Annotated in this window: 11 protein-coding genes; 6 read left to right on the top strand and 5 right to left on the bottom strand. The window is 29.5% G+C overall.

The features are described 5' to 3' along the window. The first annotated feature begins 34 nt into the window (after window positions 1-34). The 4 genes from FW768_RS00695 (at window position 35) to FW768_RS00680 (ending at window position 6,165) form a co-directional block, all read left to right on the top strand. A complete protein-coding gene (locus FW768_RS00695) occupies window positions 35-1,114 on the top strand; it encodes an HNH endonuclease (RefSeq protein ID WP_153391461.1) in 1,080 nt (359 codons plus the stop codon). A gap of 156 nt (window positions 1,115-1,270) precedes the next feature. Continuing rightward, entirely contained in the window at window positions 1,271-2,776 is a 1,506-nt protein-coding gene (locus FW768_RS00690; RefSeq protein WP_153391459.1) for a hypothetical protein, read from the top strand. Window positions 2,777-2,942: 166 nt separating this feature from the next. Further along, window positions 2,943-4,277: a DUF262 domain-containing protein gene (locus FW768_RS00685; RefSeq protein WP_196782917.1), complete on the top strand. Its 1,335-nt coding sequence runs from the start codon at window positions 2,943-2,945 to the stop codon at window positions 4,275-4,277. Further along, window positions 4,267-6,165 (top strand): GmrSD restriction endonuclease domain-containing protein, encoded by a 1,899-nt coding sequence (locus tag FW768_RS00680; protein WP_153391455.1) that lies wholly within the window; start codon window positions 4,267-4,269, stop codon window positions 6,163-6,165. Before FW768_RS00685 ends, FW768_RS00680 begins: the two co-directional genes overlap by 11 nt. Before the next feature lie 228 nt (window positions 6,166-6,393). Here FW768_RS00680 and FW768_RS00675 read toward each other — a convergent pair whose 3' ends face one another. The 5 genes from FW768_RS00675 to FW768_RS23460 all read right to left on the bottom strand — a co-directional run bounded on the left by FW768_RS00675 (window position 6,394) and on the right by FW768_RS23460 (window position 11,659). Next, entirely contained in the window at window positions 6,394-7,479 is a 1,086-nt protein-coding gene (locus tag FW768_RS00675; protein WP_153391442.1) for an IS481 family transposase, read from the bottom strand. A gap of 246 nt (window positions 7,480-7,725) precedes the next feature. Beyond that, on the bottom strand, window positions 7,726-8,550 hold the full coding sequence (locus FW768_RS00670; RefSeq protein ID WP_153391454.1) for a DUF6602 domain-containing protein: 825 nt from the start codon (window positions 8,548-8,550) through the stop codon (window positions 7,726-7,728). Then, a complete protein-coding gene (locus tag FW768_RS00665) occupies window positions 8,543-9,007 on the bottom strand; it encodes a Mov34/MPN/PAD-1 family protein (protein ID WP_153391452.1) in 465 nt (154 codons plus the stop codon). Before FW768_RS00665 ends, FW768_RS00670 begins: the two co-directional genes overlap by 8 nt. Then, window positions 9,004-10,674 carry a ThiF family adenylyltransferase gene (locus tag FW768_RS00660; protein ID WP_153391450.1) on the bottom strand — a complete coding sequence of 557 codons (1,671 nt, stop codon included), beginning with the start codon at window positions 10,672-10,674 and terminating at the stop codon, window positions 9,004-9,006. Before FW768_RS00660 ends, FW768_RS00665 begins: the two co-directional genes overlap by 4 nt. Before the next feature lie 7 nt (window positions 10,675-10,681). Then, window positions 10,682-11,659, bottom strand: a complete 978-nt coding sequence (locus tag FW768_RS23460; RefSeq protein ID WP_196782916.1) for a nucleotidyltransferase family protein — start codon at window positions 11,657-11,659, stop codon at window positions 10,682-10,684. A gap of 155 nt (window positions 11,660-11,814) precedes the next feature. On the opposite strand from FW768_RS23460, the gene FW768_RS00650 reads away from it, so the two are divergent. Together FW768_RS00650 and FW768_RS00645 are read left to right on the top strand one after the other, a co-directional pair. After that, a complete protein-coding gene (locus FW768_RS00650) occupies window positions 11,815-12,168 on the top strand; it encodes a helix-turn-helix domain-containing protein (RefSeq protein ID WP_153391446.1) in 354 nt (117 codons plus the stop codon). Continuing rightward, window positions 12,165-13,079 (top strand): ImmA/IrrE family metallo-endopeptidase, encoded by a 915-nt coding sequence (locus FW768_RS00645; RefSeq protein WP_153391444.1) that lies wholly within the window; start codon window positions 12,165-12,167, stop codon window positions 13,077-13,079. Before FW768_RS00650 ends, FW768_RS00645 begins: the two co-directional genes overlap by 4 nt. Window positions 13,080-13,643: the final 564 nt, after the last annotated feature.

The following is a 13,643-nucleotide window of genomic DNA, read 5'->3' as shown; positions in this document are numbered from 1 at the left end:
ATAAGGCTCTTAATTTTTCAAAATATTTAATCAAATGTATATTGATCAAACGACAATTATAAATTACGGAATACTTGCATCTATTTCGTGGAATAGTAATAAGTGGGAAGACGATCCATCCATTGAGGATTTAAAGAGATCCAAGTATGATTATGTAAAAGACAATGCTCATATGCACGAAAGTTTAAATTTCGGACACGACAAGTTTCCAACGGAAGAGGATGGTTATTATATTGGTTATACACCAATGTTCAATAGAGCACCCGACATCAAAAATTCAAGAAATGTGCAAGTAGTATTTTTTACTAGCAGTGATTATAAAAATAGTAATCGTAAAACAATCATTGGTTTTTATGGGTTTCCACTTTTTGGAGAGTGGTTTAAAAGAACACCAGAAAATAAACTTTATAAAAAATATGACAGTGGAAATATCAAAGCATTTCCTGAAAATATAATCTTTTTCCAAAATCCTATCGTAATTAATAATGAGATTGTTCAAAGCAATAATCTTTTACCAAAAGGAAAAAAAATATCTCAACAAGGATTTAATTATCTTAATTCTGACAATGTTTATAACCTAATTAAACTTGCTCTATCATTGAATGCAAAAAACAAGAAACTAAAATTTTTTGTTGAAAAATTTCCGCTTCTTGAGAAATTGGCAAAAGAAGAATTTGATTTGGAAGATTTCATTAGCATTGTAGGAATTATAACTGCTGACACACTTAAAGAAATTGAAAAGCTCGAAAAAAAGATGAAAGGTCAACAACCAGAAATTAAACAACGAATTTCAAATTATATTGAACGGGGAGCAATTTCTAACAAAGTAAAAAAGTTAAACAATTATAAATGCTCAATTTGTGAAGCATTAGGAAATCCTACAAATTCATTTATAAAAGCAAATGGAGATACTTATATAGAAACCCATCACGTTGAACCTGTTTCAACAATAAAAACAGGCGTTCTAAGTGTAACAAACTTAATGACTGTTTGTGCCAATCACCACAGGCAACTGCATTATGGTAAAGCTCAATTAACTGAAAATACTGAAAAACATTTCAAATTTATTATAGACGAAAAAAAAATATTTATTAGTAAAGTTAAAATCGAGTAACAGGAGCTTTATATTATGACGATTTTTTTGATTAATTTTTATTTAAAAAATTATAGGAAATTGAGTTTATAAAGAATCACACTGAGACCAAAAAAATGTTGTATGATGTTTTAATAATTCTTGAGAGAAAATAATAAGAATAATTTAATAGATGTAATGAGAAATTGGATACAAAAAATATTAGGAATTGATTCAATCCATGAAATGATTAATGAAATCAACTTTAAAGGTGATAATAGTTCAGCCGATATAGTCAAGTTATTAACAAGTCACAACGAAACAAATTACAAACTAGAAAATATCTCAAAATGTTTAGAGAAGAACAACGAAACTTCCTCAACATTACTTGAACCCATCTCAAAAATACAATTAAGTAATATTTCAGGTGTTATTAGTTTTAAGTTGAACAATAACTTTGAGATTGACGAAAATTGGATATCTCTAAATTCTTCAAAGAAAGCTGAATTTTTGTTTTCACAATTTGCTGGTACATCAGCTATGGCTTCGTCTACTATGTATTCTACAAGTGGGCTTTACACAGCTACAGCAAGTATAAATAGTTTGATGACTTATGGAAACGGAACATTAAGTTCTATAACTATAAATGGTTCAAAATTTGCTAACCACGCGGGCTTTGTTAATGCAAATATAGCCGTTTTTACGCCAATTTTAGCTTTCCAATTTGCGTCAATGATTACGGGACAGTATTACTTTAATGGATTAAACAAGCAATTAAATTCTATAAACGAAAGCATAAATAATTTAATTTCACTACAACATAATGAAAGATTAGCCAAACTGCGATATATTAACTTTAAAATTTCAGAACTTAATAAAAGATCTTACTTTACAATAGAAGATTATATGGCAATCGATAGTTTAAAGTACACTTTATCCACTATACGTTATGAATATTTACTTAATGCTGAACAAGCAATTAATAAATCTCTTGATAAATCTCTTGATGAAACCACCCAAGATGATAATTATGATATAGTTACAACTATTGAAGACACTCATGCATTAGAAAGGATGAAACTTTCTGTTAAGCAAAAAACTGGAAGGTTATTATCGATTATAAACGATAAGTTTAACAATTTATATAAAGATTCTGCATTAGAAAAAGGATTAAATTCCGTTCAAAAATTAAGCGAAAATTCAATTGAAAAAACTAATAAACTAACAAATAAACTAATTGATTGTAAGTATTTTTTCTATGTTGATATTTGTTTGAAAGCAGAACATTTATACCAGCTTTCAAAACTTCTTGAACTTAAAATGAATCTATCCGATAGAGAACCAGACTCAAATAGAATTGGAAAAATTAAAGAATTATATACAGCAATTTCTGTCTTCAATATGGATGATAGTATTTTTGATGATATTGAATTTATAAATTCAAAATTAAGGTCAAAAATAGTTATGAATATTGAAATTTTTAAGCAGAATAGTTTTTTTAATAAAAATGAGATTATTGCAAATGGTGAGAAAATAATTAGCGAACTAAATAAGTCCGAGGCTTTAATTTCAAATAAAGAACTTCTACTCAGAGATATTGAAAAAATTAAAATTGGATTTGAGAAATCTACCCATCTACTAATTGACAATAGAAATGGTAAAGCAGAAATTTATATCAAGAAAACCATAGCTGAGGAGTTTTGATAATGTTATAAATATATTGGTGAGAAAAAATGATTTTACAAAAATATCTTGGCAAAATGAAGGATATTCCTTGATGTAAGCATATAATAATTGACAAAAATTAACAACAATAACCTATGAAATTGCTAGCAGAAAATGCAGCATTTACACAAAACAAAAATTTGAATTGAAAAAATTACAACCTCATATCATAACTGTTAAAGACTTGATTACAAATAACAGTTTAGATATTCCAGAATATCAAAGACCTTACAAATGGACTTTAAAGAATGTCAATCAACTAATTGATGATATTATTACTCATAAAAAGAAATCTTCCTATCGTTTAGGAACATTGGTCATTCATAAGGAAAATAACATTTCAAATATTGTAGATGGTCAGCAACGGACGATAAGCTTAAGTTTGATAGCTTATGCTATTTATGAAAAATTTAAGAATGAAATTCAAAATGATAAACAACTAAAATCTATTGATTTTGAAAAATTAAAAATTCTAAGTATTAAATTTCAAAACGACATAACTCTTTTCAATATTCAAAATAATTACAGAGAAATATCAAGAAGGATAAGGCAATTCGATATTTATTCAATCAGATTTTTTTTTGAAAAGTGTGAATTGGTTCAAATCGAGTTAGATGATATTTCGGAAGCATTTCAATTTTTTGATTCTCAAAACTCAAGAGGAAAAGATTTAGAACCACACGATTTGTTAAAAGCATTTCATTTAAGAGAAATGCAGAACATTTCTACAACCGAAAAGCTAAATGTTGTCAAAGCTTGGGAAGAAATGGATTCAAGAAAACTTGCGGATTTATTTGAAAACTATTTATTTAGAATTAGAAATTGGTCAAAAGGATATTCTGCAAGGTATTTCACTAAAGAAGAGGTTGATGTTTTTAAAGGGATCTCCCTTGAAAACAAAACGGATTTTCCATACAATCGATTATATCGCATTGGGCATTTTTTTACTGAAGAATACAATAAAAATTACCAAAGAAATATTGATTTAAGTAAAGCGGATTTTCCCTTTCAATTGGATCAAGTTATAATTAATGGAAAACGTTTTTTTGAAATGATTATTTATTACAATAATATCATTTCAAATACCGATAAATTGGACACAGAAAAATTTCAAAATTTTAAAACAATAAATGAAATTTTAACAACATATGAAGGAAGATATAGAACTGGAGATGGTTATGTACGCACATTATTTGACTGTGCTTTAATTTATTACATTGATAAATTTGGAATTAATGATATTGAATTAGTAATTAATAAAATTTTTGTTTGGGCTTATTCAGTCAGAATGAAATTACAGGCTGTTCAAATTGCTTCAATTGATAACCACGCATTAGAAGATAATCTTTTCAAAGCAATTAGAGAATCACTGGAACCTAAAAACATTATGAACTACAGTGTTAAACCGATTGAGAAAAACGATTCGACCAAAACAGAAATAATTTTTAAACATTTTGAGAAATTAAAATATGTCAACTAATTTAACACCTTTAAGCATCAGACAGCTTTTAAATCAAGACAGCTATTATAGTATTCCAATTTATCAAAGAAATTATGCTTGGGGGGAAAAAGAAATTACACAACTCATTCAAGATATTGCAGATTATGCTGAAAAAAATCCCAATAAAGATTACTACATAGGGACATTAGTTGTTTATGAAAGAAAAGACGAAAGCAAAGGTTTAATCTATGAAACTATTGACGGCCAACAACGATTAACAACATTGACTATACTTTTATCAACTTTAAAAAACAATCAGGAAAAACTAAATATTTCAAGTGATATTTCTTGGTTTAAGTTAAATTTGATGTTTGACAGTCGAATAACATCTACTAAAACATTGCAAAATGTTTACGAAGGAAAAAATTCTGTTAAGCAAAATTTTAATTATGAAATAAAATTTGCCTACGAAGATTGCCTTAAGATTTTAACCAGAATTGTCCCGAGTGAAAAGACTCAACAATTTTGCGATTATTTATTTGAAAGGGTTTTGATACTCCGTGTCCCTGTTCCTGCTGACACTGACTTGAATCATTATTTTGAAATAATGAATAGTAGAGGTGAACAACTTGAAAAGCATGAAGTGCTAAAAGCAAAGCTGTTAGAAATTATTTCCCAAAACAAAACTGAAACGAAAATATTTGGTCAGGTTTGGGAAGCGTGTTCTAACATGGAAAAATATGTTCAATATGGTTTTAATGTTGCTGAAAGAAATCAAATTTTTGGAAATAATGATTGGAACAAATTTGAAGTACAATCTTTTGATGATTTAATTTCCAAACTCAATAATGTTGATAATGAAAATAATTCAGACAATCACAATCTATCAGCTTTTGATATTATAAAAGGTAAAAAATCATTCCAAAATAAAAATGAACAGGACAGCGATAATCCTGATAGATTTAATTCTGTAATCAATTTTCCAAACTTTTTATTACACGTTTTAAGAATTCAGCAGAAATCCGATATTCCGCTTGATGATAAACGTCTTTTAGATATATTTGATGATACGTTACTAAACGAAACGAATAAAGCGACTTTTGTAAAAACATTTGTCTTTAATCTACTTAAATGTAAATTTTTATTTGATAATTATGTTATCAAAAGAGAGTTTTTAAATGGGACAGATAATTGGAGTTTAAAAAGATTAAAATGGTATAATGGAAATAAAGTAAGTTATGTGAATTCTTTTGGCGTTGAAGAACAAAATGAAGACGCTAATAATAAGATAATTTTAATGCTTTTAGCTATGTTTCATGTTTCAACACCTACTCTTGTCTATAAGCATTGGTTAAATGCAACATTAAAATTTGCATTTGAAAACAATGAATTAACAACTGAAAACTACACAACATATCTAAGAACTCTAGCTAAATCGTTTTTATATGACCGTTATTTAGCCAATTCCCCTAAGGAGTATTTTGAAATAATATATTCGAATTCTGGTGAAACTCAAAACACTGAAAATGATATTGATTTAAACAAACTTGACCAAGGTACAACCGTTGAAAACTTTGTGTTCAACTATCTCGACTTTTTACTTTGGGAAGAGCAACCTGATGAAAATTTCAAATTTACTTTCAGAAGCTCTGTTGAGCATTATTATCCTCAAAGACCTTTGGAAGGGCTTGATATAATAGAGCAAAGGGATGTAGATAATTTTGGGAATTTATGTTTAATAAGTAATAAAACAAATTCACGACTTTGGAATTTACCCCCAGAAGGGAAAAGAACATTCTTTCTAACTACAAAATCATACGAAAGTTTGAAACAAAAAATCATGCTTCGCCAGCAAAAATGGACTTTGACAGAGATTGAGATACATGGAAAAGAAATGAAAGATAAAATACTTGGAAAAATAAAGTGAGTTTATCATTCAAAATAAACTTTATATAATTTCTTAAACCGACAGTTATTTAAAGAGTTAAGAAAATTAATTTATTCTCAATTCGAGAGATCCTAGAGGGAAACAATAACTATATATAATACAATAGTAAGATTAACGAGGGCTGAAGGAATAAGTTTATCAGGAATTTGATTAAGGTGTAATAGCCACGACTTTATCTGACAGTTAGGGGTTAAAAATAATTGTCAGTTATCCAATATTATCCTTACTTCCAAAAGTAAGGATTTTTTGTTCCTCTGCAAGAGTTTCCAATAATTTCTCTTTTGCAATAGTTTTACTATCTAGAAACGTCTGCATCGGTGTTTTACCGTAACAATGTTTTCCTGTATGCGTTCTTTCATTGTTGTAATACGACAACCAGCTGTTCAGGTCTAATTGCAGTTCTTCAATACTTCTGTAAATTTTCTTTCTGAAAGCTATGGCATAAAACTCGTCCTGTATCGTCCTGTGAAAACGTTCACAAATACCATTGGTCTGAGGGCTTTTAGCCTTGGTCTTCGTATGATCGATATCTTCAATGGCCAAATAGAGCTGGTATTCATGCTGTTCTCTTATTCCACAGTATTCCGTTCCTCGGTCTGTTAAAATTCTGAGTAAACGAAGTTCCTGCTGCTCAAAGAAAGGGACTACCTGATCATTAAGCATGTCAGCAGCAATAAGAGCATTTTTACGGTCATATAGCTTTGCAAATACTACCTTTGAATATGTATCAATAAAAGTTTGTTGATAAATATGTCCAACTCCTTTGATATTGCCTACGTAATAAGTGTCTTGAGCTCCTAAATATCCAGGATGATGAGTTTCAATTTCTCCATGAGCTTTTTTCTCTTCCTTAGCCCTTTCTAGTGCTGAAAGTTGAGATTCAGTAAGGACTACACCATCTTGAGCAGATTTGGCTTCTAGGGCTTTCAATCTTAGTTTAAACGTATGTAGATCGTGTCTTAACCAAATACTTCTGACTCCACCTGGTGATACAATGAAACCTTTCTTTTTAAGTTCATTACTTACTCTAAGCTGCCCCAAAGCAGGGTTTTCAATAGCTATATCAACAACAGCTTTTTCAATGACTTCATCTACACGATTCTTTAATACTGGCTTTCTTCTGGAGATTTCCTGTAATGCTAATTCACCTCCTTGCTCATACAATTCTTTAAATCTATAAAAACTGTCTCGGGAATAGCCCATCACCTTACAGGCTTTGGATACGTTTCCTAAATGTTGTGCTAATTCAAGTACGCCTAACTTGTTTTTGATAATCTTTTGTTGTGTTGTCATAATACTTAATCTGTTTTAAAGTTATTTAATTTGATTATAACTGTCAGATTAAGTATTGACTAATTCAATTAAGGAATTATGTTTCTGTGATAAAAAATCATCATTTTACAAAATTTATTTTCTTTCGACCTATAATGAATCTGCGAAGTATTCTCTTTAGACGAAAATAAACTACCCCGAGGCAAGCCTTGGGGTATTCTCTTAATAAATTAAGTCAATAGAGTACAAGATATTAAAATTTAGTATCTATATCTGTTCATCAACTTCTTCACCAATGTTTTTCAAATAAGCATTCAAATTTATTGCAGGAATGGTGCCTATAGCTTGCTGTAAATAGCGTGTTAATTGCATAAAAAAAGTAACAAATGAATGACTTGCATCGCTAAATTTCATTTTATTAAATTTTCGATTTGCATAAAACTCTAAATATGCATCTTGACCAACTATTGTAATTTCTGCATTTGGATTATAATCTATATAAAAGCTGCCATAATCAGCAATGCAACCTAAATCAATACTCTGTAGATTATCTAATGCTTTGATGTGCTTTTCAATGGTATCATTATTCTTATGGGTAAAACCATTAGTGCTACAAAGAATCCCCCCAACAATTTTTGTTAAAGGGCGAGGAGTGAATTTTGTACCACCATTGATGAAGCTTGCAGCTTCTCTTTTTAGTACTCTTACACTTTCTATTTTTTCTCCCGCATATTCGATGTAGGTTCTTTCTCCCACATTACCTTGTATATCAGGTTTAACTTCAAAAACTGCATATACTCCTTCTGCCGGAATATAATGAAATCCGTTTTGAGTAAAAATAAACGGAGTAAACCAATTATCGTAAATAACAATATCCATTTGTTGGCTCGTATTGCCTTGGTGGTCTATTACTATTGCTTTGTCAACACAATATCTGTTGGGCAAATATTTTCGCAACCAATCTATCCAAGCATTTTCTAAAGCATCTCCTTTAGAACCTGGATGGTCAATAAACTCTCTGTTTGTATTTAGTTGGGCAGACATCTGTTGCTGTAACCCATTGAATAATTGTTTTAAATCTACTTTACTCATATTTATATAATTTTTTTTCAAACCAAACGTAAAATCCAAAATCTATCGTTGTCTTGGAATATCCTATTATCAATAAAACTGGATTTGCGATGGAAGTATTTTTGATGTTTATAATTGTATTTATTGCGGAAATATCTGTTGCACTTGGTATGGGACTATTATCTGGATGAGTATGCCATTCCCCGATGTAAATCTTTCTCGGATTCTCTGCGTAAAATTCTGCAAGTTCATTTTCTATCCCTTTTGTAGTTCGTTCAAAAGAATATTTTGATGCTTGATACTTCTTCGGAAGTATTGTATCTGTAATATGCAAATGCTTATTGTCTTTGGAGTAATATCCAATCAAAAATCCACCAAATTCTTTAGGATAGTGGGTTTTACCTATTTCCAAAAGTTTATTTATTAGTTCGTCCTCAACCTCAAGACTTAATCCTATTTGTTCTATTTTTAAAATCAAAATTCTTTTATATTAATGTTGAAACCATCTATGTCGTCTGTTTCAATAACAAAATTTCTTAGTGTTTTTTCTTGCTCTAATTTCAAATTTATCTGCTTTATCGCTGTCTGCACAAGAACGTTTATATCATTGTAAGAAGCTTTAAATGTTGGGCTCCAACAGCCAGTAGGATTATGTAAGTCGTCAACGTCAAATTTGAGAATATTTCCACCAAATTGGGAGATTATAAAGTCATACCGATTATGTTCCGTAGCACATACCAAATGTTTTGCGTGGTTTGAAATTGAAAGATTTAAAAGCGTTGAATTTATATTTAACTGACTTAACACGTAAAGCAAGTCATTGTCGGTAGAGCAATCAATAATAATATCGTAATCTTCAAGATGTTTTTTCATTTCGTCTTTAAGACGTGTATCTGAAAGGTGCGATTTAATTAAAAAATCAAACGCTTCTGAATAATCGTATCCACCATCAACAGGTTCGAAGAAAGGAGAAACCAAACACAATTCATTTATCAAATCATTAGTCTTATTAGTAATTCCTGTAAAGAAAGAATATTCCGACCTGCAAACATTTTCTGGTTCTTTTACATCATATTCTATAAAACCTAATTTTCGACAGCCACACCTTACCAATGCTTTAGCTACTATGCTCCCTATAGCTCCGATGCCAATAATCAATATTTTACTTTCTGTTATTCGGTCATTTAGTTTTCCTCTGCCAAAAAAGTACTTGTAAGAGCAATTTCTTGTCATCGCCCAAACGATGGACTTATCTTCTTTAATCTTTGTAAACCATTGTTTGTTTATTTTTTCGCCATAAATAGGAAAATTACCAATTTCCAATATAATTGCTTGCCAATGAATTTCTGTTTCAGAAATATTATATCCTACAAATAAAGGAAGCGATTTCCCTTCCTCTTTTACAAGTCTTTCTTCGACATTGTGTAGAAATTTCAAAAAATCTTGTGGTAATGTAGCTTCAAAATCTTTCCAATTATCAAAAACCCAACGTTGATTTTTACTTGGTGCATCTTTTAAGAAGATAAATAATCCTGTGTTTTGAGGCAGGTTTTTAAGTTGAAAATTCCAATCGACATCTACTATTTTTTTTCTATCCTTATTTAAGAAAGACTGAAAAATACTGCTCTGAATATTCTCTTTGTGAAAGACTCCATTGTTCATTATGGAATAGTCAACAAAGCCAAACTGGTTTTTATGGAAAGTATAATCTACTTCATTGAAGAAGTAAGCAAAATGGTTTTCATTAAATGCTTTTTGTGGTACAATTAAATGTTCATAATGAGTATCCGAATCTTTGTTGATGTAATATTTCTTAATCCAAGCCTTTACAGATTCAATATCATAAATTAGTTTTTGGGACAAAACAGGAGTATGTGCTGTATGAATACAGATGGCTCCATTTTGCATAATGTGTTTATGCTCTATCAAATCATCATTAGAAAACTTAATAGTTTCTGTTTCGTGGCTTTTAAACGGATATTGAGGATGAATAGTAACATTGAATTCTAATGGTTGCTCTAATCCTTCAACAAAAACAGTAATACATCCCTCGATGTCAATTCTGCTCTGCTCAAATGGCTTTACAATTTTCACATCGGGAATGCTTTCTACTACTGTATTGATTTCATTTACTCTTTGACTCATTATAATATTATCCAAAATTTAGTTTCGGTGGAGGAATTGGCATACCACTGTTCTTTCCGTATTGATTATTGTTGGTATCTTCTTTTTTAAACTTAGGATTTGCAGGAAAATACGTTTTCAGATTCTCATCATTATCCTCAATTCTATCAAGCATATTTTTCATATCATCCGACAATTGTTGTTTTTCGGTTGAAGTCAAAGTATCAGCTAAATCGTTCGAACTATTGCCTGGGTCTTTTAATGTAAAGTTTTCTTTGGTTACATTGTCCCTAATATATTCTAAGACAGTTTCGAGTTTATCCCAAATACTTCCGGTAATACTTTTAGAATCAAATGCTTTAATAGTAATGAGTTCCAAAAAGAAAGATTTAGTAGGATAATTATACTTGGTATTTTTCCAAACTTTCAAAAGACGTATAATTTTTCTTATCGAATCTTTTTCAGCCGTAGCTCTGTCTTTAATATTGTTGATTTGAGCTTTGACATTGGTTTTAATTCGCTCACTGCCTGCATCAATATTTCCGTATTTGTAATACACGTACAAGTTCAAATTTTCATCTTCCTTATATTTGTCTTGGGACAACTCACGACCAGGAACAACATCAATTTTAATTACATCTCCATCGCTGTCAGCGTAAAACTCCAAACCAATTGAAACTTTTTGTTTTTTAACCTCTGCAACATCTTTATATTTTTCGTAAAGAAAATCATAGACATCTTCATACATTTCTTTTAATGTTCCGTTCGAGCCAAAAGCATTACGTTTGAATGGGGACACCAAATCAAAATCAAATTTTGTATTGATAGCGGTATTCTTAGCATAAGAACCTGAGTTGAATGGAGAATAGATATTACTTCCATAGTTTTCTTCCAAGGCTTCTTTAACCTCATTTTTCTTTTTAACATACTTGTCAAAAAGTGTTTCTTCTTTAGTTATCTGATGTGTCGAAATAACTGAATCTAAATGTTTGTTTTTATCCATCATTTTGATATTAATATGTTTCTAATTTTAATTTATTTTACAAAGATAATAAAAATCTAAATATATCAAGCAAATTATTTTATATATTTAGATTTTATTTAGAATATTTCTAAGTTTATCAAGCAATATATTCACTACATTTGCATAAAAATAGATAAATGAGTACATTAGGTTCTACTCTGAAAGAGTCCAGAAAAAATATTGGATTGACTTTAAGACAAGTAGAAGAAGTAACCGGTATTTCAAATGCTTATCTTAGTCAATTAGAGAATGACAAAATCAAAAATCCGTCAGTAAATATTTTGTCAAAGTTATCTTCTATTTATAAAGTTGCTTTAAAGACCTTGTTATCAAACGCCAATATGATTGATAAAAAAGAAGTTCAAAAAGAAGAAGCAAACTTGAGCTTTGCACAAAACATTGCATTTCGAGCAGAAGGCTTATCAGAAGAAGAGAGAAATGATGTTTTAAAATACTTAGAATTTGTCAAATCTCGAAAAAATGGCCTATGATTGATGAGTACACTCGTAAGGAAATTGATAAGATCTCATACAATATTTTAAAAGAAAGTAAATCTTTTGATGTTTTCCCAACTCCTGTTGATAAAATTCTGAATTATTCAAACTTTGCTCTTGACAATAAAATTGATTTAGAAAATATTGATCACTCTTTTTTTGATACCTTCAAAGAAAAGTTATTTGATCCTTCTAAAAAAGCTCTTCTTCATGCACTATCGAAAGTCCAAGGATTTTTCTATCGAGAAGAAAAGATTATATATATAGATACCAATCTAGATAAAAATCTAGGTAAGAAAAATTTTGTTAAACTACATGAGATTGGGCATGGCGTTTTATCTTGGCAAGATGAAATAATTCTTGCATTAGATAATAATGAAACTCTTAGCGAGGAATTTGAAGAACAATTTGAAGCAGAAGCAAATTATTTCGCTTCTGTGACATTATTTCAGCATGATAGGTTTATAGAAGATTGCGATAATTATAGTCTTGGTTTGGGTGCTGTAATGGCTCTTCGCAAAAAATATGGATCATCCGTTCATTCAGCATTTAGAAATTATGTACTCAAGTCAAAAAATAAATGTTGCTTACTAGTATTAAATCATCCAGTAAACGCTAATGGCTTTACAAATGTACTAACTACAAGAAATTTATTTTACTCACCATCTTTTCTTAATGAGATTGGTAATCTGAAACTACCAAGTGAATTTGGATTTAAATGGAAATTTGTTGAGGATTTTAAATTTAAACGAAATTTTCACGAAAAGGGTAACATTTCTTTAGTAACTGAACACGGAGAAGAGCTAAAAGCGGGATATCATTATTTCAATAGTACTTATAATAGTTTTGTTTTTATTTTTCCAAAAGGCGAAAAAAAATATTCAAAAACTAAAATTATTCTTAATTGATAGTAGTATATGAAGATGTCTGTTTTCATAAGTTAAGTCTCAAGACTCTAGAACATATTGCCTTAAACTTAAAAGTAGGCCTTTACAAATATTTTTTTCTATTAATATTATAACATAGTATTGCCGTTCTTTAGAGAAATCGTCAGCCATAAACTTTATTTAAAATTTAAATACATCATAGTATTATAGGTTATCTTGAACCTCTATTATCTATGAACACAGATTATATTAAAATGAAAAAAACAGCTGATCAAACAGAAATGATACTATAATACGATTTGCGAAAAATGAGAATCTAAGTGAGATTACTGTTCCATTTGCAGGTATGAAGAAAGTTGCTATCTAGTCTATATTGGATCATTCTCAAAGCTCATAAAATCCATTGCCTTGAAGCAATGGACATTATTAAAGAATTTGATGAAAGTAGCAGAATTTATAAACTTGAATTCTAAGATTAATATTAAATAAATTTACTAAAAAATTAAAAATATCCTACAACAATTTTTTAGCAAATGTTCACAAGAACTATACCGCAACTAAAATCCCAACTTCTATGACTTGAAT

The sequence above is a fragment of the Chryseobacterium vaccae genome, assembly GCF_009602705.1.
GTDB classification, from domain to species: domain Bacteria; phylum Bacteroidota; class Bacteroidia; order Flavobacteriales; family Weeksellaceae; genus Chryseobacterium; species Chryseobacterium vaccae.
Note: the sequence above shows the minus strand (reverse complement) of the source record. Positions and strands in the feature narration are given on the sequence as shown.

Excerpts from the sequence above, each read along its gene's own strand:
- FW768_RS00695 (WP_153391461.1), top strand. The coding sequence starts at position 35 with ATGTATATTGATCAAACGACAATTATAAATTACGGAATACTTGCATCT.
- FW768_RS00690 (WP_153391459.1), top strand. The coding sequence starts at position 1,271 with ATGAGAAATTGGATACAAAAAATATTAGGAATTGATTCAATCCATGAA.
- FW768_RS00680 (WP_153391455.1), top strand. The coding sequence starts at position 4,267 with ATGTCAACTAATTTAACACCTTTAAGCATCAGACAGCTTTTAAATCAA.
- FW768_RS00675 (WP_153391442.1), bottom strand. The coding sequence starts at position 7,479 with ATGACAACACAACAAAAGATTATCAAAAACAAGTTAGGCGTACTTGAA.
- FW768_RS00670 (WP_153391454.1), bottom strand. The coding sequence starts at position 8,550 with ATGAGTAAAGTAGATTTAAAACAATTATTCAATGGGTTACAGCAACAG.
- FW768_RS00660 (WP_153391450.1), bottom strand. The coding sequence starts at position 10,674 with ATGAGTCAAAGAGTAAATGAAATCAATACAGTAGTAGAAAGCATTCCC.
- FW768_RS23460 (WP_196782916.1), bottom strand. The coding sequence starts at position 11,659 with ATGATGGATAAAAACAAACATTTAGATTCAGTTATTTCGACACATCAG.
- FW768_RS00650 (WP_153391446.1), top strand. The coding sequence starts at position 11,815 with ATGAGTACATTAGGTTCTACTCTGAAAGAGTCCAGAAAAAATATTGGA.
- FW768_RS00645 (WP_153391444.1), top strand. The coding sequence starts at position 12,165 with ATGATTGATGAGTACACTCGTAAGGAAATTGATAAGATCTCATACAAT.